25 protein-coding genes are annotated in these 23649 nt (G+C 71.2%); 22 read left to right on the top strand and 3 right to left on the bottom strand.

Annotation, left to right across the window (positions count from 1 at the left end):
• Positions 1 to 63: 63 nt before the first annotated feature.
• The 13 genes from ACFSCU_RS16150 (at position 64) to ACFSCU_RS16090 (ending at position 11876) form a co-directional block, all read left to right on the top strand.
• The gene (locus ACFSCU_RS16150; RefSeq protein ID WP_180549264.1) at positions 64 to 1932 is read left to right on the top strand and encodes a TonB-dependent receptor domain-containing protein; all 1869 of its coding nucleotides are present in this window, start codon (positions 64 to 66) and stop codon (positions 1930 to 1932) included.
• Between the two features lie 77 nt (positions 1933 to 2009).
• Positions 2010 to 3407 (top strand): cobyrinate a,c-diamide synthase, encoded by a 1398-nt coding sequence (locus ACFSCU_RS16145; protein ID WP_377561152.1) that lies wholly within the window; start codon positions 2010 to 2012, stop codon positions 3405 to 3407.
• Positions 3404 to 4237 (top strand): cobalamin-binding protein, encoded by an 834-nt coding sequence (locus tag ACFSCU_RS16140; protein WP_257645541.1) that lies wholly within the window; start codon positions 3404 to 3406, stop codon positions 4235 to 4237. The genes ACFSCU_RS16145 and ACFSCU_RS16140 overlap by 4 nt, the downstream gene beginning before the upstream one ends.
• On the top strand, positions 4230 to 4820 hold the full coding sequence (locus tag ACFSCU_RS16135; protein WP_377561151.1) for a bifunctional adenosylcobinamide kinase/adenosylcobinamide-phosphate guanylyltransferase: 591 nt from the start codon (positions 4230 to 4232) through the stop codon (positions 4818 to 4820). Before ACFSCU_RS16140 ends, ACFSCU_RS16135 begins: the two co-directional genes overlap by 8 nt.
• Positions 4817 to 5827: an ABC transporter substrate-binding protein gene (locus ACFSCU_RS16130; protein WP_377561150.1), complete on the top strand. Its 1011-nt coding sequence runs from the start codon at positions 4817 to 4819 to the stop codon at positions 5825 to 5827. The genes ACFSCU_RS16135 and ACFSCU_RS16130 overlap by 4 nt, the downstream gene beginning before the upstream one ends.
• Before the next feature lie 316 nt (positions 5828 to 6143).
• The gene (locus ACFSCU_RS16125; protein ID WP_377561149.1) at positions 6144 to 7190 is read left to right on the top strand and encodes a FecCD family ABC transporter permease; all 1047 of its coding nucleotides are present in this window, start codon (positions 6144 to 6146) and stop codon (positions 7188 to 7190) included.
• The gene (locus tag ACFSCU_RS16120; RefSeq protein WP_377561148.1) at positions 7187 to 7984 is read left to right on the top strand and encodes an ABC transporter ATP-binding protein; all 798 of its coding nucleotides are present in this window, start codon (positions 7187 to 7189) and stop codon (positions 7982 to 7984) included. Before ACFSCU_RS16125 ends, ACFSCU_RS16120 begins: the two co-directional genes overlap by 4 nt.
• Positions 7974 to 8555: a cob(I)yrinic acid a,c-diamide adenosyltransferase gene (cobO, locus tag ACFSCU_RS16115; protein ID WP_180549260.1), complete on the top strand. Its 582-nt coding sequence runs from the start codon at positions 7974 to 7976 to the stop codon at positions 8553 to 8555. Before ACFSCU_RS16120 ends, cobO begins: the two co-directional genes overlap by 11 nt.
• A 78-nt stretch (positions 8556 to 8633) precedes the next feature.
• Positions 8634 to 8870: a type II toxin-antitoxin system VapB family antitoxin gene (vapB, locus tag ACFSCU_RS16110; protein ID WP_180549259.1), complete on the top strand. Its 237-nt coding sequence runs from the start codon at positions 8634 to 8636 to the stop codon at positions 8868 to 8870.
• Positions 8871 to 9123: 253 nt separating this feature from the next.
• Positions 9124 to 9519 (top strand): type II toxin-antitoxin system tRNA(fMet)-specific endonuclease VapC, encoded by a 396-nt coding sequence (gene vapC, locus ACFSCU_RS16105; protein WP_333705661.1) that lies wholly within the window; start codon positions 9124 to 9126, stop codon positions 9517 to 9519.
• Positions 9516 to 10064 carry a methylated-DNA--[protein]-cysteine S-methyltransferase gene (locus tag ACFSCU_RS16100; protein WP_377561147.1) on the top strand — a complete coding sequence of 183 codons (549 nt, stop codon included), beginning with the start codon at positions 9516 to 9518 and terminating at the stop codon, positions 10062 to 10064. The genes vapC and ACFSCU_RS16100 overlap by 4 nt, the downstream gene beginning before the upstream one ends.
• A gap of 178 nt (positions 10065 to 10242) precedes the next feature.
• Entirely contained in the window at positions 10243 to 11289 is a 1047-nt protein-coding gene (gene bioB, locus ACFSCU_RS16095; RefSeq protein WP_180549257.1) for a biotin synthase BioB, read from the top strand.
• A 215-nt stretch (positions 11290 to 11504) separates the two neighbouring features.
• Positions 11505 to 11876 carry a hypothetical protein gene (locus ACFSCU_RS16090; protein WP_180549256.1) on the top strand — a complete coding sequence of 124 codons (372 nt, stop codon included), beginning with the start codon at positions 11505 to 11507 and terminating at the stop codon, positions 11874 to 11876.
• Between the two features lie 270 nt (positions 11877 to 12146).
• On the opposite strand, the gene ACFSCU_RS16085 is transcribed toward ACFSCU_RS16090, so the two are convergent.
• Positions 12147 to 12404: a hypothetical protein gene (locus tag ACFSCU_RS16085; RefSeq protein WP_180549255.1), complete on the bottom strand. Its 258-nt coding sequence runs from the start codon at positions 12402 to 12404 to the stop codon at positions 12147 to 12149.
• Between the two features lie 156 nt (positions 12405 to 12560).
• Here ACFSCU_RS16085 and ACFSCU_RS16080 point away from each other — a divergent pair, with 156 nt between their 5' ends.
• The 9 genes from ACFSCU_RS16080 to ACFSCU_RS16040 all read left to right on the top strand — a co-directional run bounded on the left by ACFSCU_RS16080 (position 12561) and on the right by ACFSCU_RS16040 (position 22088).
• Entirely contained in the window at positions 12561 to 13109 is a 549-nt protein-coding gene (locus ACFSCU_RS16080; RefSeq protein ID WP_377561146.1) for a hypothetical protein, read from the top strand.
• Positions 13110 to 13164: 55 nt separating this feature from the next.
• The gene (cbiB, locus tag ACFSCU_RS16075) at positions 13165 to 14145 is read left to right on the top strand and encodes an adenosylcobinamide-phosphate synthase CbiB (RefSeq protein ID WP_377561145.1); all 981 of its coding nucleotides are present in this window, start codon (positions 13165 to 13167) and stop codon (positions 14143 to 14145) included.
• A 171-nt stretch (positions 14146 to 14316) separates the two neighbouring features.
• On the top strand, positions 14317 to 15345 hold the full coding sequence (locus ACFSCU_RS16070) for an aminotransferase class I/II-fold pyridoxal phosphate-dependent enzyme (protein WP_180549253.1): 1029 nt from the start codon (positions 14317 to 14319) through the stop codon (positions 15343 to 15345).
• Positions 15342 to 17384 carry a cobyric acid synthase gene (locus ACFSCU_RS16065; protein ID WP_377561144.1) on the top strand — a complete coding sequence of 681 codons (2043 nt, stop codon included), beginning with the start codon at positions 15342 to 15344 and terminating at the stop codon, positions 17382 to 17384. The genes ACFSCU_RS16070 and ACFSCU_RS16065 overlap by 4 nt, the downstream gene beginning before the upstream one ends.
• 26 nt (positions 17385 to 17410) lie before the next feature.
• Positions 17411 to 18448: a nicotinate-nucleotide--dimethylbenzimidazole phosphoribosyltransferase gene (gene cobT / locus ACFSCU_RS16060; RefSeq protein ID WP_377561143.1), complete on the top strand. Its 1038-nt coding sequence runs from the start codon at positions 17411 to 17413 to the stop codon at positions 18446 to 18448.
• Between the two features lie 46 nt (positions 18449 to 18494).
• On the top strand, positions 18495 to 19790 hold the full coding sequence (locus ACFSCU_RS16055; protein ID WP_377561142.1) for a serine hydrolase domain-containing protein: 1296 nt from the start codon (positions 18495 to 18497) through the stop codon (positions 19788 to 19790).
• A gap of 28 nt (positions 19791 to 19818) precedes the next feature.
• Positions 19819 to 20619, top strand: coding sequence for an adenosylcobinamide-GDP ribazoletransferase (locus ACFSCU_RS16050; RefSeq protein WP_180549252.1), 801 nt, complete (start codon positions 19819 to 19821; stop codon positions 20617 to 20619).
• A complete protein-coding gene (locus ACFSCU_RS16045) occupies positions 20610 to 21182 on the top strand; it encodes a histidine phosphatase family protein (RefSeq protein ID WP_257645539.1) in 573 nt (190 codons plus the stop codon). Before ACFSCU_RS16050 ends, ACFSCU_RS16045 begins: the two co-directional genes overlap by 10 nt.
• A gap of 297 nt (positions 21183 to 21479) precedes the next feature.
• Positions 21480 to 22088 (top strand): alpha-ketoglutarate-dependent dioxygenase AlkB, encoded by a 609-nt coding sequence (locus ACFSCU_RS16040; protein ID WP_377561141.1) that lies wholly within the window; start codon positions 21480 to 21482, stop codon positions 22086 to 22088.
• A 1-nt stretch (position 22089) separates the two neighbouring features.
• Here the strand turns inward: ACFSCU_RS16040 and ACFSCU_RS16035 are convergent, their stop codons facing one another.
• Together ACFSCU_RS16035 and ACFSCU_RS16030 are read right to left on the bottom strand one after the other, a co-directional pair.
• On the bottom strand, positions 22090 to 22653 hold the full coding sequence (locus tag ACFSCU_RS16035; protein ID WP_377561140.1) for a GTP-binding protein: 564 nt from the start codon (positions 22651 to 22653) through the stop codon (positions 22090 to 22092).
• Positions 22654 to 22782: 129 nt separating this feature from the next.
• A complete protein-coding gene (locus ACFSCU_RS16030) occupies positions 22783 to 23607 on the bottom strand; it encodes an alpha/beta fold hydrolase (protein WP_180549249.1) in 825 nt (274 codons plus the stop codon).
• Positions 23608 to 23649: the final 42 nt, after the last annotated feature.

The raw sequence follows: 23649 nt of genomic DNA, 5'->3' as shown, positions 1-23649 counted from the left end.
GGGCCATGTTTGCCCCATACGCTGGCGGGGAAGCCGGCAGGGGCGCTCATCCGTGCTTCCGTCATGAAAAATACCTTGCTTCCGTTCCGGCCTGGCGTGCTGCCGCTGGCTTTGTCCTGCGCGTTCGCCGCAGCCTGGCCTGCCCATGCCCAGACGCCATCCGAATCCACCACGGTGGCTCAGGCCAGCGGCCCCAGCCTGCCCGAGACGGTGGTCACCGCCACGCGCGTGGCTCAGCCGCTGACCGACGTGCTGGCCGACGTCACCCTGATCGACCGCGAGCAGATCGAACAGAGCGGCGCGGTCAGCGTCTCCGATCTGCTGCAGCGCCAGCCGGGGCTGGAGCTGTCGCGCAACGGCGGCCCCGGCACCGCCACCAGCGTGTTCATGCGCGGTGCCGAAAACCGCTTCACCGCCGTCTACATCGATGGCGTGCGGGTCGATACGCAATCGGGCAGTGGCGGCGCGCCGTGGGAAGCGATTTCGCTCGGCCAGATCGAGCGCATCGAAATTGTGCGCGGCCCGGCGGCGGCGGTGTACGGCTCCGACGCCATTGCCGGCGTGATCCAGATTTTCACCCGCAAGGGCGAAGGGCCGTTCACGCCCTACGTCGGCGTGGGTGTGGGCAATCGCCGCACCGGCAAGCTGGAGGCAGGTTTCTCGGGCGCCAGCGGCGCCATCGACTATTCGCTCGGCGTCGAGCGCGCCGTGAGCCGCGGCTTCAACATCAAGTCCGACGGCAACCCCGACCGCGACGGCTACCGCCAGAGCGCCGCCAGCGGCCGGCTGGGCTGGAAGGTCAACGACGCGCACCGCGTCGACCTGAGCGGCACCGCCAGCGATATGGACGCGCAGTACGACGGCTTCGCGCCGGGCAACGACGACCATGCGCTGAATCGCCTGTACACGCTGGGCGGCACCTGGTCGGCGCAGTGGACGCGCAACTACAGCACCCGGCTGTCGGTCAGCGAATCGCGCCAGCGCTACGAAACTGTGCCCTCGCCCTACCTGACCAAGACCACGCTGCGCAATTACCTGCTGCACAACGAGTGGCGCCAGGGTGGCCACCTGGTCACCGCCGCCCTGGAGCGGCGCGAGGATCACCTGGTCAACGGCCCCATCGACCAGGGCCGCCACCAGAACGCCGTGGCCCTGGGCTATGGCTACAGCAGCGGCGCGCACACGCTGCAGGCCAACCTGCGCCACGACCGCGACAGCGAATTCGGCGGCCAGACCACCGGCGGGCTGGCCTACGGCTACGCCTTCGCGCCCGGATGGCGCGTGACCGGGGCGGTCGGCACGGCCTTCCGCGTGCCGACGCTGTACCAGCGCTTTTCCCAGTACGGCCAGCCCGGCCTGGAGCCGGAGAAAAGCCGCAACGTCGAGCTGGGCCTGCACTGGGCGCAGGCCGGCAGCGCCTTCGGCGTCACCGTCTACCGCAACCGCATCACCAACCTCATCAACTTCGGCGCGCCCGGACCGTGCAGCGACAGCTTCGGCTGCTACGAAAACACCGGCCGCGCCGTGCTGCAGGGCGTGACGGTGTCGGGCGCGCACAAGCTGGGCGGCGTCAACCTGTCGGGTTCGTTCGACTACCAGGATCCGCGCAACGACCTGACCGACAAGCTGCTGGCGCGCCGCGCCCAGCGCACCCTGAAACTCAATGCCGACACGCGCGTGACCACTGGCGCACTGAACTGGACCCTGGGCGCCGAGCTGCAAGGCGTCAGCCACCGCTGGGACAACGCCGCCAACACCAACCGCCTGGGCGGCTATGGCCTGGTCAACCTGTATGCCAGCACCACCATCGCGCGCGAATGGACGCTGCTGGCGCGCATCGACAACCTGACCGACAAGGACTATCAGACGGCCCGGGGTTACGACACGGCGGGCCGCACCTTCTACGTCGGCCTGAAATGGACGCCCAGGTAAACGCGTGCCCACGGGGCTGGCGTGCCCCTTCGGCACACCATGCCCCATCGTCAAGTTGTGTTCTTTAGCCGCGCACCATGGCCGATTGCCCCGCTCTCTTGATCACCGCTCCGGCCTCCGGCCAGGGCAAGACCACCGTCACAGCCGCGCTGGCGCGCATGCTGGCGCGGCGCGGCTGGCGCGTGCGGGTGTTCAAGTGCGGGCCGGACTTTCTGGACCCGTTCTGGCACCAGCTTGCCAGCGGCGCGCCGGTGCACAACGTCGACCTGTGGATGACCGGCGAGGCCGACATCCGCGCGCGCCTGCACGCCGCGGCTGGCGAGGCTGATGTGCTGTTGGTCGAAGGCGTGATGGGCCTGCACGACGGCACGCCCAGCGCGGCCGACCTGGCGCGCCGCTTCGGCCTGCCGGTGCTGGCCGTGGTGCAGGCCGGCGCCATGGCGCAGACGCTGGGCGCCGTCGTGCATGGCCTGCGCCACTACAAAAAGGATAGCAACGGGCGCCTGCCCTGGGCCGGCGTGCTGGCAAACGGCGTGGCCAGCGCCGGGCACGCGGCGCTGTTGCAGGGTGCGGTCGATCCGCCCGAGGGCTGGCTCGGCCACCTGCCGCGCAGCGCCGCCATGCAGCTGCCCGAGCGGCACCTGGGCCTGGTGGCCGCGCACGAACTGGGCCAGGATGCCGCGCTGGCGCGGCTGGACGCCGCCGCCGACCTGCTGGCCGCCACGCCGCTGGGCGCGCTGACGCTGGACGACTGGCGCGCGCGCTGGGCCGTGGCGTTTGCCGCGCCCGCCGCCGGCGATGCCGACGCCGTGCCGCCGCTGCTCGCCGGCCGCACCGTAGCCGTGGCGCGCGATGCGGCTTTTGCCTTCATCTACCCTGCCAACGTGGCCACGCTGCAGGCGCTGGGCGCGCGCGTGGTGTTCTTCTCGCCGCTGGCGGGCGATGCGTTGCCCGAATGCGACGCGCTGTGGCTGCCCGGCGGCTACCCCGAGCTGCACGCCGCCGCGCTGGCCGCGCGCTCTGATTTGCGGAGCGCCCTGCACAGGCACGCCGCCGACGGCAAGCCGATCTGGGCCGAATGCGGCGGCATGATGGCGCTGTTCGAAGAGCTGGTCACGGCGGACGGTGCCGCGCACGCAATGTGGGGCCTGCTGCCGGGTCGCACGACCATGCAGAAAAAGCTGGCCGGCCTGGGCATGCAGGCCTGGGCGGCTGCGGCCGACGCGCCGCCGCTGCGCGGCCACAGCTTTCACTATTCGGTGTGCGACACGCCTCTGGCGCCCGTGGGCCGCACCACGCCCGCGCCCGGCAGCGCGCGGCGCGAGGGCGAAGCCGTGTACGTGGGCGGCCCGCGCGGCGCCGTGCGCGGCAGCTATTTCCACGCCTGGCTGGCCTCCAGCCCGCGCGCGGCGGTGCGGCTTTTTTCAAGCGGCATCGGCGCCGGGTCGGCATGCAGCAAGGGCGATCAGCCATGAATGCAGGCCTGTTGGGGATGGCGGGCGGCCCGCAGCGCATCGTCTGCCTGACCGAGGAAACGACCGAGTGGCTCTACCTGCTGGGCGAGGAGCGCCGCATCGCCGGCATCAGTGGCTACACCGTGCGGCCGCGCCGCGCGCGCGACGAGAAGCCGAAGGTGAGCGCCTTCACCAGCGCCAAGCTCGACAAGATCCTCGCGCTCGAACCCGACCTGGTGCTGGGCTTTTCCGATATGCAGGCCGACATCGCCGCCGCGCTGATCCGTGCCGGCCTGCCGGTGATGGTGTTCAACCAGCGCAGCGTGGCGCAGATCGCCGACATGCTGGCGCAGCTGGCGGCGCTGGTTGGCGCCGCCGAACGCGGGCAGGCGCTCCTGCTTCAATTTGAGGAGCGTCTGGCGCTTATTCAGAAAGCGGTTCAGGCCCAATTCGCCCTTGGCAAGCGCCGCCCGCGCATCTACTTCGAGGAGTGGGACGAGCCGCCCATCAGCGGCATCCGCTGGGTGTCGGAGCTGATCGGCATCGCCGGCGGCGAGGACGTGTTTCCTGAACTCGCGGCCCAGCCGCTGGGCAAGGACCGCATCATTGCCAACCCGCTGGAGATCGTGCGGCGAGCGCCCGACATCATCGTCGGCTCGTGGTGCGGCAAGAAGTTTCGCCCCGAGAAGGTCGCCGCGCGCCCCGGCTGGCAGGACGTGCCCGCCGTGCGGCACGGCCAGCTGTTCGAGATCAAGTCCGCCGACATCCTGCAGCCCGGACCGGCGGCGCTGACCGATGGCGTCGAACAACTGCACCGCATCGTCACGCAATGGATGGACGCGCATGGCTGAAGCCCTGACGGTGGCGTGCAGCGAGCTCATCCTGGGCGGCCAGAAGAGCGGCAAATCGCGCCGGGCCGAAAACCTGGCCGCCGCTTGGCTGGCGCGGTCGCCTGATCACCGCGCGGTGCTGATCGCCACCGCCGAAGCGCACGACGACGAGATGCGCGCGCGCATTGCTCGCCACCAGCGCGAGCGCGCCGCGCGCGTGCCGGGCCTGCGCACGCTGGAGGCGCGGCACGACCTGCCCACCGCCATCGCCCAGGCCGGCGGCGCTGACACACTGCACATCGTCGATTGCCTCACGCTGTGGCTGACGCAACAGCTGATGCCGCTGGAGGATTCTGGACCGAATCGGCCGCCAGCGCCCGACTGGCGGGCGCAAACAGCTCTTTTTATCGAAGCAATCAGGGCCTGCCCCGGCCCCATCGTGCTGGTCGGCAACGAGATCGGCCTGGGCGTCATCCCGCTCGGGCGCGAGGTGCGCGCCTTCGTCGATGCGCTGGGCACGCTCAACCAGCAGGTGGCGGCGGCGTGCGAGCGCGTGACGCTGATGGCGGCCGGGCTGCCGCTGACGCTGAAAGGACAGCCATGAAAGCACCACCCATCTTCCGCCGCGCCGGTTTTTTCTCCCGCCCCCGCTGGGGGAGGGCCGGGGTGGGGGCGAATCCATCGACCACGCCCCACGGCGCGGCCCCCATCCCTGCCTTTCCCCAGGGGGGGAAGGAGGCACGCCGGCCCGCCCGCTGGCTGCTGGCCCTGCTGCTGTGGCCGCTCGCCCTGGCCGCGCACGCCTACGACATCCAGGACGACGCCGGCCAGACCACGCGCTTCGACGCGCCGCCGCGGCGCATCGTCAGCCTGCTGCCCTCGCTGACCGAAACCGTGTGCGCGCTCGATGCCTGCGACCGCCTGGTCGGCGTGGACCGCTATTCCAACTGGCCCGCCAGCGTGCAGAAGCTGCCGCAGGTGGGCGGCGGGCTGGATCCGAGCGTCGAGGCCATCGTGGCGCTGCGGCCCGATGTGGTGCTGATGGCCAACTCCTCGCGCGCCGGGGTGCGCCTGCGCGCGCTGGGGCTGAAGGTGGTGGCGCTGGAGCCCAAGACACGCGCCGACGTGGGCCGCGTCGTCGCTCGCCTGGGCAAGGTGCTGCAAGTGCCCGGCGCCGACGCGCTGATGCGCCAGATCGACGCCGGCGTGGCCGCTGCGGCGCAGTCGGTGCCGGCCGCCGCGCGCGGGCAGCGCGTGTACTTCGAGGTCAGCCCGTCGCCGCACGCGGCCGGGCACGGCAGCTTCATCGGCGAACTGCTGACCGAGCTGGGCCTGGGCAACATCATCGGGCCGGAGCAAGGGCCGTTTCCGCGCATCAACCCCGAGCTGGTGGTGCGCGCCGCGCCCGACCTCATCATGAGCAGCAGCCAGAGTGCCGCCGACATGCCGCGCCGCCCCGGCTGGGCCAGCCTGAAGGCGCTGCGCGACGGGCGCGTGTGCGTGTTCGACGCCGAGCACCGCAACATCCTGGTGCGCCCCGGACCGCGCATGCCCGAGGCGGCGCGCCTGATGGCCGATTGCGCGGCGAAATCGGTGGCTGCAAAAAAATGAGCAGCTTGCGCTTGCTGGGCAATGGCCGGGGCTTGATGGGACAGTTTTGCTGCCATGGGGGGAGGGTGGGGGCCGGCCACGCCACCTGCCGGCGCCGCCGCCCCTCACCCCAACCCTCTCCCCAGAGGGGTGAGAGTGCCATACCGCGGCGCTTGACGCTCCCTCTCTCCCTCTCCCGCCAGCGGGAGAGGGCCGGGGTGAGGGTGGCGCCCCTTGCCACCCCGAGAATCAAAAATTATAGCTGCACGCGCTTGACAGCAAAGGCCCAACGCCCGATTCCATGCCCAATGGCCAGCCGCGCAAAAGCCCAGCATCCATGACCGACGCCGCGCTGTCTTCTTCTGCGCCGCGCGCCGGCATGGCGCGCACCGCATGGCTGGCGCTCGCGCTGCTGGCGCTGGCGGTTTTCGGCCTGGCGCTGGGCGCCAGTGTGGGCAGCACGGGTTTCGACAGCGTGCTGCGTGCGCGCCACGACGCCGTGGCCTGGCAGATCGTGTGGGACATCCGCCTGCCGCGCACGCTGGGTGCCTGGCTGGCCGGCGCGCTGCTGGGGCTGGCCGGGGCGGTGGCGCAGGGGCTGTTCCGCAACCCGCTGGCCGATCCGTTTCTGCTGGGCAGCGCCTCGGGCGCGGCGCTGGCGGTGGCGATCGCGTTCGCCGTGATGGCCGCGGGGGGCGCCCACGGCGCAGCGCTGGCGCAGATGGCCTCGCCCTGGTTGGCCCGCCTGGGTCTGACCGGCGCCGCCTTCGTCGGCGCGCTGGGTGGCGTGCTGCTGGCGCTGGTGCTGGCGCAGGGCGTGCAGCAGACGCTGCGCTTGCTGCTGGCCGGCGTGGTGGTGGGCTACGTACTGGGCGCGGTGCGCGACCTGGTGCAACTGGCCGAGCCCGACATCCTGCAGGCCATGCAGGGCTTCACCCTGGGCGTGACCGGCTTCGTGGGCTGGAGCGCGGTGGGCCTGATGGCCGCCGTGCTGGCGCCGCTGATGCTCACCGCCTGGGCGCTGGCGCGCGTGCTCGACGGCCTGAGCCTGGGCGAATCCACCGCGCACAGCCTGGGCCTGCCGCTGGCGCCGATGCGCGCGCTGCTGATCGGCGTGCTGGCGCTGGGCACCGGCACGGCGGTGGCGCAGACCGGGCTGATCGGCTTCGTCGGCCTGGTGGCGCCGCACCTGGTGCGCGCCATGGCGCCCAGTACGCACGGGCCGCTGGTGCTGCTGAGCGCGCTGGCCGGCGGCCTGCTGCTGATGGCCGCCGACGTGGCCGCGCGCGTGGTCATCGCGCCGCAGGAGCTGCCGGTGGGCGTGTTGACGGCGGTGCTGGGCGGCATGTACCTGCTGTGGCTGATGCACCAGAGATCGCGATGACGGATTCGATCGCAGTCAGCGCACGGTCCACGGCCACCCGCATCGGCAAGGCCCTCATCCTGCATGGGATCGACGTGCGGATAGCCGCCGGCCGCTGGACCGCCATCGTCGGCCCCAACGGCGCCGGCAAATCGACCCTGCTGCGCGTGCTGGCCGGCCTGCTGCCGACCGATGGCACGGTGCAGTTGCACGGCCGGCCGCTGGCCGACTGGCCCGCACGCGAACGCGCCCGCCAGCTGGCCTGGCTGGGCCAGGCCGAAGGCGGCAGCGACGACTTGTCGGCCTACGACGTGGTCATGCTCGGGCGCCTGCCGCACCGCGCCTGGCTGGCGCCCGCCAGCGACGCCGACCACGCGGCCGTGCGGCAGGCGCTCGCGGCGATGCAGGTCGCGCACCTGCAGACGCGCCGCCTGGGCGAGTTGTCGGGCGGCGAGCGTCAGCGCGTGCTGCTGGCGCGCGCGCTGGCGGTGCAGGCGCCGCTGCTGCTGATGGACGAGCCGCTGGCCCACCTCGACCCGCCGCACCAGGCCGACTGGCTGGCCGTGGTGCGCGCGCAGGTGGCCGCCGGCGGCACCGTGGTCAGCGTGCTGCACGAGCTGGGCATGGCGCTGCAGGCCGATGAGCTGCTGATCGTCAAGGACGGTGGCATCGCGCATCATGGCCCTTGCGCCAGCCCCAGCACGCACCGCGCGCTGCAGGCCGCTTTCGACTGGCGCATCGGCGTCTATCAGGTGAAAGACCGCTGGGTGGCGCTGCCACGCCTGCCACAACCGGAGCACGAACATGCAGACTGAAACCCCGCCCACCGAAAAGCGCTACGACCGCCCCGAGGGCGAGCGCCGCGGCCTCGTCATCGTGAACACCGGCGACGGCAAGGGCAAGAGCACGGCCGCCTTCGGCCTGGCACTGCGCGCCTTCGGCCGCCAGCACGTGCACGGCAGGCAGGTGAAGATTTTCCAGTTCATGAAAGTGCCCACGGCGCGCTTTGGCGAGCACCGCATGTTCGAGCAGATTGGTTTGCCCATCGAAGGGCTGGGCGACGGCTTCAGCTGGAAGAGCAAGGATCTCGACCATTCGGCGCAACTGGCGCGCGACGGCTGGCAGCGGGCCAAGGCGGCGATCCTGGACGGCGAGCATTTCCTGGTGGTGCTCGACGAGATCACCTACCCGCTGATCTACGGCTGGCTGCCGCTGGACGATGTGCTGCAGACCCTGCAGCAGCGCCCCAAGGACGTGCACGTGTGCCTGACGGGCCGGCGTTGCCCGCAGGAGATCATCGACATCGCGGATACCGTGACCGAGATGACCATGGTCAAGCACGCCTTCAAGGCCGGCGTTCCGGCCCAGCGCGGCATCGAGGATTGAGGCCGGATTCCAGTCCGGTTCGACATCCCTGTTACTGGCATATACACTTGGCATCTACGTGCACGACAGGGGAATCTGATGACCGCGCAAGCCACCATTTTCATGAACAACCGTTCGCAAGCCGTGCGCCTGCCGGCTGAGATGCGCTTTGGCGACGACGTGAAAAAGCTGCGTGTGCGAGCCCTGGGCGCCGAGCGCATTCTGGCGCCCGCCGACCGGGTCTGGGACAGCTTCTTCCTGCACGAAGCACCGGCGGACGACGACTTCATGAACGAGCGTGTCGAGCAGCGCCCCGCCCAGCGCGAGGAGCTTTAACCCTAGAAACGGCAGTTGACCGCTAGACATCCTTGGGCAACCCGCATGAGCGCTGACTTCCTTGGCTTCGATCACGTTCACCCATTGGGCGAGCGCGCTATGCACCCGATCGCGCCACACTGGCCGCGCCATGCCGCGTTGCTCGTCCTTGCAGGCACGAGCCTGCCGCGTCCTCGCGTCTTGCCTGGCACGCCCATCACGGCACGCTCGGGCGCATCCAACTGCAGTTTCTAGGGTAACCATGCTGCGCCACATGCTCGACACGAATATCGTCATCTACGTCATCAAGCGCCGCCCGCCCGAGGCGCTGGCGCATTTCAACCGCCATGCCGATGGCCTGTGCATCAGCAGCATCACGCTGGCCGAGCTGTACCACGGCGCCGAAAAAAGCGCCCGCGTGGAGCACAACCTGCGCGTGGTCGAAAGCTTCGCGTCGCGGCTGGAGGTGCTGGCCTATGGCCCCAAGGCCGCCATGCACTACGGCCAGATTCGCACCGCGTTGGAGCGTGCGGGCCAGCCCATCAGCGAAAACGATCTGCACATCGCAGCCCACGCACGCAGCGAGGGCCTGACCCTGGTCACCCACAACCAGCGCGAATTCGCCCGCGTGCCGGCCTTGCTGCTGGACAACTGGATCGCTGCCGCATGAACCTGATCGAACACCATTACCCCACGCCGCTGGGCGACATGGTGGCGCTGTTCACGCCGCAGGGCCTCGCCCTGCTGGAGTTCAGCTGCGACACCAAGGGGCTGAGCCGCGAATGGCGCGATGTGGAGCGCCATGCGGGCGCGCTGGCGCAGGTGGGCGAGGATGCGCGCACGCGTGCGCTGGGCCAGCAGATCGATGCCTACTTCAGGGGTGAACTCAAGGATTTCGACGTGCCGCTCGACCTGGTCGGCACGCCGTTCCAGCAGAGCGTGTGGCAGGCGTTGCTGAATATCCCCTACGGCCAGACGCGCAGCTACGCCGAGCAGGCCGCCACCATCGGCCGGCCGACCGCCGTGCGCGCCGTGGCGGCCGCCAACGGGCAGAACAAGGTCTCCATCATCGTGCCGTGCCACCGCGTCATCGGCAGCAGCGGCCAGCTCACCGGCTACGGCGGCGGTCTGCCGCGCAAGCAGTGGTTGCTGGGCCTGGAGCGTGGCGAGACCGACTTGCTCCCTCTCCCGCCAGCGGGAGAGGGCGGGGGGTGAGGGTCTGGTTTTCTGATGGGGACGGTTGGGGCGGGTGGCGCCGCCGGCGCCTCACCCCAGCCCTCTCCCCAAAGGGGCGAGGGAGTAAAACCGATGCCCCGCGATAAACCGTGACAGCGCGCCCTGCAGCACGCGCGGCGTCATGCATTCAGTAGTTGTTGACTTCGAAAGGACACCGATGCCCCTCACCGCCACGACCCCGCCGCAACCCATCACCCTCCACAAGCGCGCCGCGCCCGCAGCGACCGCCGGCACCGAACGCTGGAGCGTCGAGCAGATCGAGGCGCTGCTGAACCTGCCCTTCACCGACCTGCTGTGGCAGGCCCAGAAAGTGCACCGCGCGCACCACGATCCGAACGAGGTCGAGCTGGCCACGCTGCTCAGCGTGAAAACCGGCGGTTGCCCCGAGGACTGCGGCTACTGCCCGCAGTCGGTGCATTACGACACCGGCGTGAAGGCCGAGAAGCTGATGGAAAGCGGCGCCGTGAAGCAGGCCGCCGAAGCCGCCAGGGCCGCGGGTGCCACGCGCTTCTGCATGGGCGCCGCCTGGCGCGCGCCCAAAGACCGCGACATCGACGCCGTGGCCGAACTGGTGCGCACCGTCAAGGATGTGGGTCTGGAAGCCTGCGTCACCCTCGGCATGCTGGCCGACGGGCAGGCGGAAAAGCTCAAGGCCGCCGGCCTCGACTACTACAACCACAACCTCGACTGCGCGCCCGACTTCTACGGCGAGATCATCAGCACGCGCGACTACCAGGACCGGCTCGACACGCTCGACCGCGTGCGCGGCGCGGGCGTCAAGGTGTGCTCGGGCGGCATCGTCGGCATGGGCGAATCGCGCCGCCAGCGCGCCGCGCTGATCGCGCAACTGGCCAACCTGCCCGAGGTGCCCGACAGCGTGCCCATCAACCACTTGGTCAAGGTCGAAGGCACGCCGCTGGCCGAACAGCCCGACCTGGACCCGTTCGAGTTCGTGCGCATGATCGCCGCCGCGCGCATCACCATGCCGAAGTCGCGCGTGCGCCTGTCGGCCGGCCGCCAGCAGCTGGGCGAGGCGGTGCAGGCGCTGTGCTTTCTGGCCGGCGCCAACAGCATCTTCTATGGCGAAAAGCTGCTCATCACCGGCAACCCCGAGGTGGCGGGCGACCGCGCGCTGTTCCAGCGCCTGGGCGTCAAGGGCAGGGCGGGCGTGCCGGGGATGGACGCGCTGCTGCCGGCCGGCTGAGGGCGCCACGCCATGAACATGGGCGACGAATGACGGGGAGTATGCCTGGTTAGCGCGCGTCAGTCGGGTGCTACAGCTGCTCTATATTGGGAGTATGTGCCCAGCCCTCGCTTGCATGACAAAGCGATGACAAGCCCATAGGTAGGCTTCCCAATGGGAACGCTGGCAGCTGTGCAAGCGCGGCGCGGCGCGGCGTCGGCGCCACCGGTGGCGTGATGGCAGCGCTGGGCGCCGGCAGCATCGCCGGGCCGATCGGCATCGGCCTGGTCGTGGTGTCGGTGGTTGGCCTGGGTATCTGGAACTCCGTCAAGGAGGCCAACAAGCACGAGCCCGGCAACGATGGCGGCGTCTCGACGCGATTCCTGCAGCACGCCGGCCTGTCGGAGTCCGCCGCCGCAGCACTCAACGACCAGAGCGGGGAGGGCTACAACGTGATGCCCATGCTGGCCCGGTATGCGCAGACCAAGGGCCTGGACCTGAACATACCCGCCGACCAGCAGAAGTTCGCCGACTGGACCCTGTCCTGGAACGAAATCAAGGCGACGCCGAGCGCGTGGCCTTTCTGTTCACGCTGTACCAGCGCATGACCAGCCTGCTGCCCGCCGCCGCCGCGCGGCGGCGACGCAAGAAGCGGTGAGCGCCTACGCGTCGGGGCGATGCGTGCCCATGCGGCAGGCGCTGCCGGGTTGGCACGCGCTCCGTTTGGATGCGGTGCGCCGCGCAGCTGGAACTGGCCACATACTCCCTATATAGATATCCGCCAGCGCCCGCCAGACAGGCGCTGAAGGCGCATACTCCCCAATTTTCAAGGATGGAACAGCGCAGGGCTGGCGGCCGCGCGCGGGCGCGGCTCGGCGTCAGCGCGGCGCGTCGTCCTCGCCGTCGTCATCCTCGTCGTCATCGTCATCGTCGTCCATGGCGAAGGCGATGGGCTGCTCGCTCAGCTCCTCGATCAGCGTGGCGCGGAACTGCGCCAGGTTGCGCGCCATGTCTTCGGGGGTCAGGGGTTCGTCGGTGTCGGCCTGCAGCAGCACGTCGGGCTGTTCGCCCAGGATGGCGTCGATCCAGCGGTCGGCCAGGTCGGCGGCCAGCAGGGTTTGGGTGGTGATGTCCATGTCGCGTTCTCCTTGGATGGTGCCCCCGGCGGGTTGCCTGGTGCCAGGCCATTCTGACGCGCTTGCCGAACAAGGGTGTGACAGGATGGGGCGGCTTGCGTCGCCAGGCGCTGGCGGCTATATTCGCTATTCGCAAATAGCGAATGAACGTCGCCCATGGCCGCTGGCAAATCCAACCCCCAACCCATGCTGCGCCCGCAGGATCTGCTGGTGCTGCTGCGCCTGGTGCTGCAGGATGGGCCGGCGCCGTCCTATGCAGCGCTGGCGGCCGAGCTGGGCCTGACGGCGTCGGAAACGCACGGCGCCGTGCAGCGCGCGGTGGCGGCCGGGCTGGCCTACATCGACCCGGAGGGCGGCCCGCGCGTGGTGCGCGAGGCGCTGCGCCTGTTTGTGCAGCACGGGGCGCGCTACTGCTTTGCACCGCTGCGCGGCGAGCTGACGCGCGGCCTGCCCACGGGCTATGCCGCGGCGCCGCTGGAGGGTCTGATCGTGGCGCCCGCCAGCGAGCCGCCGCCCGTCTGGCCCGACCCGCACGGCACGCGCCGTGGCATGACGCTGCACCCGCTGTACCCGAGCGTGCCCGAGGCGGCGCGGCGCAACCCGGCGCTGTACGAGCTGCTGGCGCTGTTCGATGCCGTGCGCGCCGGCAGCCCGCACGAGCGCGCGCTGGCGCTGCCGCTGATCGAGGAGCGCCTGCAGTCGTGAATCCGAACGACCCGAATGTGACCCTGCGGGCTCTGGCCGGCGGGGAGGGCGCGCCGTGATTGCATGGTGGTCCGTTGCCGGCGAACCCTGGGCCGTGCTGCTGGCCAGCGCTCCGGCGCTGGCCATCGCCATCGACCGCCTGCTGGGCGAGCCGCCCTTGCGCTGGCACCCGGTGGCATGGATGGGGCGCTGGCTGGCCTGGGCGGGCGAGCGGCTGGCGCCGCGCGTGGGTGAGGCGCGCGTGCTGTCGGATGCGCGCGTGTTCTGGTTCGCGGCGCTGTCGTGGTGCGCGGCGGCGGCGGCGTTTTTTGCCGTGGCCTGGCTGTTTCAGGGCTGGGTGCTGACGCAGCCGGCCTGGCTGGCGGCGCTGGCGCTGGGGCTGTTCTTGAAGCCGTTGCTGGCCTGGGCCATGCTGCACGACGAGGTGCTGGCGGTGGAGCGCGCGCTGGGCGAATCGCTGGACGCGGGCCGCGCGCAACTGGCGCGGCTGGTGAGTCGCGACGTGAGCGCGCTGTCGGCGCACCAGGTGCGCGAGAGCGCCATCGAGAGCCTGGCCGAGAACCTGAACGATTCGGTGGTGGCGCCGCTGTTCTGGTTCGTGCTGCTGGGGCTGCCGGGGGCGGTGCTGTTTCGCTTTGCCAACACGGCCGATGCCATGTGGGGCTACCCCGGCGTGCGCGGCGGGCGCGACTGGCAATGGGCCGGCAAGTGGGCGGCGCGTGCGGACGACGTGCTGGCCTGGGTGCCGGCGCGCATCACCGCGGCGCTGATCGCGCTGCCGGCCGGCCACACCGCCGGCCCGGGCCGCCTGTGGGTGGAGGCGGCGCGCACGCCATCGCCCAACGGCGGCTGGCCCATGGCGGCCATGGCGCTGGCCCTGCGCGTGCAGCTGCGCAAGCCGGGCATCTACACGTTGAACCCCGAAGGCCGCACGCCCGAGCCTGCCGACACGCTGCGCGCCTGCGCCATCGGATCGCGCACGGTGGGCGTGGCCACGCTGCTGGCGTGCGGGGCGTTGCTGGGGGTGTTGGTTTGAACGTGTGGCGGGCGATGGCGGGGTGCCGTAGGAGCGGCGGCAGCCGCGAAAAGGTGCCGTTATGCATGGGTGCGCTGATTCACGGCTGCCGCCGCTCCTACGACGGTTTTCAAGCGTTTTCGGGCTCCAGCGCCCGCCAGTCAAGCGCAGGCAGCTATGAATAACGAAGTGATGAGCCCGCCCACGCACGGCGGCCCCGACGCACTGGGCGTGCCGGCGCACGACTTGTCGACCAACGCCAATGCCTGCGGCCCCTACGCACCCGCCGTGCAGGCGCTGCGGGTGGCCGATGCGCGGCACTACCCCGACCCGGCCTACACCGCGCTCACCGTGCAGCTGGCGGCCTGGCACGGCGTGGCGCCGGCGCGCATCGTGCTGGCGGCCAGCGGCAGCGAGTTCATCCAGCGCATCAGCGTGGCCGTCGCCCTGCAGGCGCCGGGCGCGCGTGTCTGGCTGCCCGCGCACGCCTATGGCGACTACGCCCGCGCGGCGCAGGCGGCGGGGCTGGCGCGGGTGGACCATCCCACCGATGCCGCGCTGCTGTGGGCGTGCGACCCGTCCAGCCCGCTGGGCCAGCCGCACGCGGGCCTGGCCGATCAGGTGGCGGCGCTGCGGCGGGGGCAGGCGCTGGTGCTCGACCAGGCCTACGAGCCGCTGCGCCTGGCCGGTGCGCTGGCGCTGGACGCGGCGGCGCAGGACCGCGTGTGGCGCCTCGTCACCCCCAACAAGGCGCTGGGCCTGACGGGCGTGCGCGCGGCCTACGCGATTGCGCCGCGGGGTGCCGACGCGGCCTTGCTGGCGCGCCTGCACGCGCTGGCGCCTTCGTGGCCCGTGGGCGCGCACGGCGTGGCGCTGCTGCAAGCCTGGGCCACGGTGGATGCGCACGACTGGCTGCAGGACTGCCGCGCCACGCTGCGCGGCTGGAAGGCGCGCCAGATCGACTTGCTGCAAGCCGCCGGCTGGCGGGTGGCGGCCAGTGCTGCTAACTTTTTGGTAGCTGCTGGCGCAGATGGAGCGGGCGTTGAAGGTCGATTTGGCTTGAATCCGCTGTTGACTGCGCTGCGCGCGCAAGGCATCAAGCTGCGCGACTGCGCCAGCTTCGGCCTGCCCGGCAGGGTGCGCATGGCGGTGGTGGCGCCGGCGGTGCAGGATGCGTTGATGGCTGCGTTGGACGATGTGACTCGAAAGGACATGGCATGACCGCCCGCTGCATCATGGTGCTGGGCACGAGCAGTGGCGCGGGCAAGAGCTGGATCGCCACCGCGCTGTGCCGCCACTACGCCAACCAGGGCCTGAAGGTAGCGCCGTTCAAGGCGCAGAACATGAGCAACAACGCGCGCGTGGTGGCGGGGGGCGTGGCTCCCTCGTCCGCTGGGGGAGGGTGGGGGCTGGCAGCGCCACCTACGGGCGCCGCTGGCCCCTCACCCCAGCCCTCTCCCCAAAGGGGCGAGGGAGTGGGCCCCGCGCGTTTGGGCGGCGACATGGACTTGCTCCCTCTCCCGCCTGCGGGAGAAAGTATGGGTGAGGGCGCTCCCTCCCCCGTTGGGGGAGGGTTGGGGTGGGGGCCAGCTGCGCGTGCCGAGGGCGCCGGCGCCCCTCTGGGCGAGATCGGCTCAGCCCAGTACTTCCAGGCCCTGGCTGCGCGCGCCGAGCCCGACGTGCGCATGAACCCGCTGCTGCTCAAGCCCGAGGCCGACACGCGCAGCCAGGTGGTGCTGATGGGGCAGGTGAACTGCGAGCTGACCGACCTGCCCTGGCGCGGCCGCAGCGAGCGCGTGTGGCCGCACATCGCCGCCGCGCTGGATGCGCTGATCGCCGAAAACGATGTGGTGGTGATCGAAGGCGCCGGCTCGCCGGCCGAGATCAACCTGATGGCCAGCGACGTGGTGAACCTGCGCGTGGCGCGGCATGCCAACGCGCGCTGCCTGCTCGTGACTGACATCGACCGCGGCGGCGCCTTCGCGCACCTGTACGGCACCTGGGCGCTGCTGCCCGAGGATGATCGCGCGCGCATCGCCGGCTTCGTGCTGAACAAGTTCAGGGGTGACGCGGCGCTGCTGGCACCGGCGCCCGAGCAGTTGGAGGAGTTGACCGGCGTGCCCACCGTCGCCGTGGTGCCGATGCGTTTCGGGCACGGTTTGCCGGAGGAAGATGGCGTGTTCGATGACCGGGCCTGGCATGCTCCCTCCCCCAGTGGGGGAGGGTTGGGCTGGGGGCCGGCAGCGCCACCCATGGGCGCCGCTGGCCCCTCACCCCAAAGGGGCGAGGGAGTGGGCCCCGCGCGTTTGGGCGGCGACATGGACTTGCTCCCTCTCCCGCTGGCGGGAGAGGGCGGGGGTGAGGGCGCCCCCTCCCCCGCTGGGGGAGGGTTGGGGTGGGGGCAGACCGCGCCAGCCATCGGCGCCGCCGGCCCCTCACCCCAGCCCTCTCCCCAAAGGGGCGAGGGAGCCAGCCCGGCGCGCGTGCCTGGCTCCGTGGATTTCCTCCCTCTCCCGCTGGCGGGAGAGGGCCGGGGTGAGGGTGCCCCGCCCATCACCCACATCGCCATCGTCGCCACCCCCCGCATCAGCAACCTAGACGAATTCCAGCCGCTGAAGAACGTGCCCGGCGTCACGCTGAGCTGGGCGCGCACGCCCGCCGCGCTGCACGGCGCCGACACCATCGTGCTGCCCGGCAGCAAGGCCACCGCGGCCGATCTGGCCTGGCTGCGCGCGCAAGGGCTGGATGCCGCCATCGCCGCCCACGCCGCGACAGGCGGGCGCGTGCTGGGCGTCTGCGGCGGCCTGCAGATGCTGGGCGAGGCGTTGATCGACGTGCACGGCGTTGAAAGCCAGGGCAACGCCCCCGGCCTGGGCCTGCTGCCGCTGGTCACCAGCTTCGAGCCGCAGAAAACCGTGCGTCGGACCACGACGCGCTTTGGTGAACTGGCGGGCGCTTGGGGGGCGCTGTCGGGCGTGCCCGTGAGCGGCTACGAAATCCACAGCGGCCAGACCGCCCAGCACCCGGCCATGGCGGCCAAGGGCGACGTGGCGCGCGAAGTCATCCCCGGCCTGGCCTGGCAGAACGCCGCCGGCAACGTGATGGGCTGCTACCTGCACGGCCTGTTCGAGGACGCGGCGGTGCTGCGCGCGCTGTTCGGTGCGCGGGCGCCGTCGCTCGATGACGTGTTCGACCGCCTGGTCGATACGCTGGCGCAGGCCTGCGCCCCCGGCGTGCTCGACGCGCTGATCGCGCCCTGAAATTTCCTGTCATTCCCAAAGAAGCGATGTCCCTGAATCTCCCCCCTGTGCCCGACCTGCACGACCCCGCGCTCGCCGCCGCCCTGCGCCACAAGATCGACCGCAAGACCGTGCCCCACGGCGCCCTGGGCCGGCTGGCGGCCCTGGCCGAGCGGCTGGGCGCGATCCTGGGCACGACCGAGCCGCGCCTCGACAAGCCACAGCTGGTGGTGTTCGCCGCCGACCACGGCATCGCGGCGCGCGGCGTGTCGGCCTACCCGAGCGACGTGACGGGGCAGATGGTGGGCAACTTTGTGGCCGGCGGCGCGGCGGTGAGCGTGCTGGCGCGCCAGCACGGCATCGCGCAGACGGTGGTCGATTGCGGCGTGCGGCGCGACTTCGACGCCGCGCCGGGCCTGCACACCGCCAAGATTGCGCCCGGCACGGCGGATTGCTCCGTCGGCCCGGCGATGAGCGCCGCGCAATGCGGGCAGGCCCTGGCCAACGGCATCGAACTGGTGAAGGGGCTGCCCGGCAATGCGCTGCTGCTGGGCGAGATGGGCATCGGCAACACCAGCCCCGCGGCGCTGCTGACGGCGCGGCTGGGCGGCATCGACGTGGCCGAGGTGACGGGCGCCGGCACGGGGCTCGACGCGGCCGGCATCGCGCGCAAGACCGCGGTGCTGCGCGAGGCGCTGGCCGCCAACGCGGGCGCCACCGCGCCGCTGGCCGTGCTGGCCGCGCTGGGCGGCTTCGAGATCGCCACCATGGTGGGCAGCGTGTTGCAGGCCGCGAGCGAGCGGCGCGTGGTGGTGGTCGATGGCTTCATCGCCAGTGCCGCCGTGCTGGTGGCATCGAAGATCGCGCCGCACGTGCTGCAGCGCTGCGTGTTCGCGCACCGCAGCGACGAGCGCGGCCACGCGCGCCTGCTGCAATTGCTGGGGGCCGAGCCGCTGATCGACATGGGTCTGCGCGTGGGCGAGGGCAGCGGCGCGGCACTGGCCTGGCCGCTGCTGGTGAGCGCGTGCGCGATCCTGAACGAAATGGCCAGCTTCGAGTCGGCCGGTGTGTCGGACAAGGCCTGAGCGCGGCTACCATGCACGCGCCCGCCCCGGGCATGGAATGAGCCTGATGAAAAGAACGCTGAAACGAATCGGCCTCGGCCTGCTGCTGGTGGTGATCCTCGCCACCGCGGGCGTGTGGTTCAGCCTGGACAAGGAAACGCGCGGCCTGCTCGCCACCGTGCCCACCAACCGCGACCTGCTGTTCTGGAGCGTGCCGCAGCGCGATGCGGCCTTCCGCGCGCTGGACCGCATCCCGCTGCTGGCCAAGTGGCACACCATCGTGCCCGGCGCCAGCCCGCGGCCCTTGCCGCCCGGCCCGCCGCTGAAGCTGCCGCTGGACGTTGACGCCTACATGGCCGGCCAGCGCAGCGCGGCGCTGCTGATCGTGCAGGTCGGCCAGCTGCGGCTGGAGCGCTACGGCCTGGGCTTCGACGGCGACGGCCGCTGGACCAGCTTCTCGGTCGCCAAGTCGTTTACTTCCACCCTGGTCGGCGCGGCGCTGCGCGATGGCGCCATCAAAAGCATGGACGACAAGGTCAGTGCCTACGTGCCGGAGCTGAAGGGCTCGGCCTACGACGACGTGAGCGTGGCCCAGCTGCTCAGCATGACCTCGGGCGTGCAGTGGAACGAGGACTACGGCGACCCCCACTCCGACGTAGCCCGCTTCAACAACCACCAGCCCGAACCCGGCGCCGACGCGCTGCTGAGCTACCTGCGCCGCCTGCCACGCGCCGCGCCGCCCGGCACGCGCTGGAACTACAGCACCGGCGAGACCAATCTGATCGGCATCCTGGTCAGCCAGGCCACGGGCAAGCCGCTGGCGCAATACCTGCAGGAAAAGATCTGGCAACCCGCCGGCATGGCCGCGCCCGCCACCTGGCTGCTGAGCAAGACCGGCCGCGAGATCAGCGGCTGCTGCATTCAGGCGGCGCCGCGCGACTACGCGCGCTTTGGCCAGTTCATCCTGGAAGGCGCGCGGGTGAGCGGCGAGCCAGCCGCCGGGTCGCTCCCAGGGCCGGGTGCGGCTCCCTTGGGGGGCCGCACAGCAGGCGCCGCCGCGGAGCGTGGGGGCCTTCACTCGATCGTGCCCGAGGGCTGGCTCGAACAGGCCACGTACAAGCAGGCCGACATCGGCGTGCCCGGGCGCGGCTATGGCTACCAATGGTGGACGTATGACGACGGCAGCTTCAGCGCGCGCGGCATCTTCGGGCAGGGCATCTTCATCGATCCGAAGCGGCAACTGGTGATCGTCGCCAACGCCAACTGGGCCGGTGGCGCGCTCGACGCCACCGCCATGGCCGCGCGCGAGGCCTTCTACCGCGCGGTGCAGCAGGCGATCGATCAGGAAGCGGCAGGGCGCTGAAACGCGCCGTGTCCGAGCTGTCCAGCCCATGACCGCACTGCGTCACTTCCTGCTCGCCCTGCAGTTTTTCACCCGCATTCCGGTCACCGGGCGGCTGGCCGCGTGGGTGGGCTACAGCCCGGCCATGTTGCACGCCAGCAGCGCTCACTTTCCGGGCGTGGGCTGGGTGGTGGGCGGCGTGGCGGCGCTGGTGATGGCGGGCGCGCTGGCCTGGCTGCCGGCGGGGCCGCTGGGCGCGCTGGTGGCGGCCGTGCTGGCGACCATCGCCACGGTGTGGATCACCGGCGCCTTCCATGAGGACGGCCTGGCCGACACCGCCGACGGCCTGGGCGGCGGGCTGACGCGCGAGCGGGCGCTGGAGATCATGAAGGACTCGCGCATCGGCAGCTACGGCACCGTGGCGCTGCTGCTGGCCCTGGTGCTGAAGGTGGCGCTGCTGGCGCTGATCGCCCAGCGCGGCGCCTGGCCGGCGGCGGCGGCGCTGCTGGCCGCCCATGCGCTGTCGCGGCTGGCGCCGCTGGTGGTGATGCGTTCGCTGCCCTACGTGAGCGACGCCGCCCACGCCAAGGCCAAGCCCATCGCCGAGGCGGTGACGGGGCGCGGCTTCGGCATCGGGTGTTTGTGGTCGATTCCGGCGCTGGCGCTCATCTGGCAAGCGCAGGGTGCTCTTGGTCTGATAGCGTCGCTGCTGCTGTGGGCGGCGGCGCTGGCGTTCATGCTGCGGCTGCTGCGGCGGCGCCTGCAGGGCTTCACCGGCGACACGCTGGGGGCCACGCAGCAGGTGTGTGAACTGGCGCTGTACCTGGGCTTCGCGCTGGCATGGCCGTGATGCGCCAGGCCACGCTCTGGCTTGCGCGCCATGCGCCGGTGCTGGCCGAAAGTGGGCTGTGCTACGGCGCCACCGACTTGCGGGCCGACGACATCGAGACGCGCGCAGCGGCCGAGGCCCTGGCGGCGCGGCTGCCGCGAGGGCTCACCGTGCTGACCTCGCCGCTACAGCGTTGTGAGCGCCTCGCGCTGGCTCTGCAAGGGCTGCGGCCCGATCTGGTGCTGCAAACCGATGCCCGGCTGCGCGAGATGGACTTCGGCAGTTGGGAGGGCCGCCGCTGGGCCGACATTCCGCGCGCCGAATTCGACCGCTGGCTGGCCGGGTTTGCCGACACGCCACCGGCGGCGGGCGCCGAGACGGTGCGGGCACTGATGGAGCGCGTCGGCGCGGCGTGGGACGACTGGCGTGCCAGCGGGGCCGATGCGCTGTGGGTTACCCACGCCGGCGTGATGCGTGCGGCGCTGCTGCTGTCGCGCGGCGTGCGGGTGCCGGGCAGCGCGGCGGGCTGGCCGGCCGAGGCGCTGCCGTTCGGCGAGCTGATGGTTTTGCGCTCGGCGGGGTAGGGCGGCTTGGGCGCGCGGGCAGCGCGGGTGTCGTCGACGCGCTTCCCATCGCGGGCAAGCCCGCTCCCGACGGGTCAGGGTTGCATCGAAAGACAGTGGCATTAATGGGGGAGTATATGATTTCAGCGCCCATCACATCAGCGGCAGAGGCATGATGCATTGGGAGTATGTGGTGGAGCCGCTTTCGCAGGAGCGGCCTGGGCCGCGATGCGGCGCGTTCCCTCTGACCTGCTCCATCGCCGGCATCAAGTCGTCAACAAGCTTGCGCACCTCAGCGCGCAGCGCTAGCATCACTGGATGCAATCACAGTATTCTCTGTTCGCCGACGAGGCTGTGCAACTGGTGCACGACGCCGAAGGCGGCATCCGCTACCACCCGGCCTGCGTGCCCGAAGAGGTGGTGGCCGGCTGGTTTGCCGCATTGCTGCCGCTGGTGCCCTGGCGCAGCGAGCGGCGGCCGATGTACGACCGCATCGTCGATGTGCCGCGCCTGATGGCCAGCGTGGCCCTGAACGACCCCGAGCGCCCCGCCTGCATCGACGCCGCGCTGGCCGCCGTGCAGGCCGTGGCGCCGGCGCCTTACACGCGCGCCGGGCTCAACCTGTACCGCGACGGGCGCGACAGCGTGGCCATGCACAACGACCGCATCCACGACCTGGCGCCAGGCCAGCCCATCGCCATCCTGTCGCTGGGCGCGGCGCGCGACATGCTGATCAAGCCCAAGCGCGGGGGCAGTGCGCAGCGGGTGCGGCTGGCGCCGGGCAGCGTGCTGGTGATGAGCCACGCGGCGCAGCGCACGCACGACCACGGCATTCCCAAATGCAGCGCGCCGCTGGGGCCGCGCATCAGCCTGGCGTTCAGGGTGCGGGGGGTTCAGGGTGCCGGCGTTCCACCGGCGGGCGGCTGAGTCAGGCGGTCGCCGTGCGGCTCTGTTCCAGCAGGCCGACCGCCGCCATCAGCAGCGCGCGCACCTGCGCCCGGTCGCGCGCATCCAGCTGCAGCAGCGGTACGCGGCTGTGGGCGGGCACGTGGGGCGGGGGGATCAGGCAGTCGTCGTAGATGCTGAGGGGCCGGTCTGGCTGGCGGTCGGCATGCGTCACGCCCACCACCAGCGGCAGCGGCCGCTGGCCCAGGCGCTCGGCGATGTTGCGCATGTACAGGGCCAGGTCGCGCTCGGGGTGGGGCGCGGCGTGGTTGACGAGCACGATGGCCGCCTTGGCCTGCTCCAGCAGGATGTCCCACATGAAGTCGAAGCGGTCCTGGCCCGGCGCGCCGTACAGGCGCAGCTTGTCGTTGCCTGGCAGGTGCAGCACGCCGACGTCCATCGACACCGTGGTGGTGGCCTTGAGATGGCGCGTGGCGTCGGTGGCGCGTGCCTCGGTATGCACCACCTCGATGTCGGACAGCGTGTGGATGGCGGTGGTCTTGCCCGCGCCCACCGGCCCCATGAACAACACACTCCATTCAGCCATGCAGCAATCCCTGGTGCGGGTGCCAAACGGCACGCCGGAAGTCATACGAAATCATCACAGCCGATTCCAGGGTGGCGGGCCGCGCAACGGCCCCGCCGGCGGTGCCCTCGCGCCGCCAGAGCGTGACATTCACACGCCACGCGCCGAATCGTCCAGCCCGCGCAGGCTGGCTTCCACGGCGGCGGCGGTGGCCAGCGGCTTTTCCATGGGGAACAGGTGCGAGCCGTCCAGCATCATCACGCGGCCTTGCGTGAGCTCGGCGATCGAATCCAGTCCGCCCGCCTGCTTCATCTCGACCGAGGCCAGGCCGCCGACGAAGGCCACCGGGCATTGCAGCGGGTGTTCGCGCAGGAGCGCGCCGATCTGGTGCGGCAGCGTGTCGTAGATGGCGGATTCGACCTCGCGGTCGAAGGCCAGGCGCCAGGTGCCATCGGCGTCGAAGGTGCCGTGGTCGACGTAATCGTGCAGCACCTGTTCGTGCCAGGCGGCAAACATCTTCTTGCCGCGGAAGTGCTCGAACACGGCCTCGCGGCTTTCCCACTGGTCGCGCCGGCGGCGGCTGACCAGGCTGGGCGAGAGGCGCTTCATCAGCGCCGTGCGCTTGACCACGCCCATGGCGCCGGCGCGCCAGCCGGCGATGAGGGGCGAATCCAGCATCAGCACGCCGCGCGCCAGCGTGGGGTGGCGCGCCGCGCACATCAGGCTCAGGATGCCGCCCAGCGAATGGCCCACCAGCCACAGCGGCTGGCCGCCCGCTTCCTGCTGGCGCTGGGCGGCGAAGTCGGCCAGCTGGCGCACCAGGTGCGGCCAGCTGTCGGTGACGGGATAGGCGGGGTCGTGGCCGTATTTCTCGATGGCGCTGACCTGGTAGCCGCGCGCGCGCAGGCTGTCGAGCATGACGCGGTAGGTGCTGGCCGGAAAGCTGTTGCCGTGAGAGAAGACGATGGCGGACATGAACGAGACACTGCAAGGCGAAAGGTCGAACCCTGGATTACA

It is taken from the genome of Ottowia beijingensis, assembly GCF_042680925.1.
Classification (GTDB): domain Bacteria; phylum Pseudomonadota; class Gammaproteobacteria; order Burkholderiales; family Burkholderiaceae_C; genus Ottowia; species Ottowia beijingensis.
The sequence above is the reverse complement of the archived record's forward strand: the minus strand, read 5'-3'. Positions and strand labels throughout refer to the sequence as shown.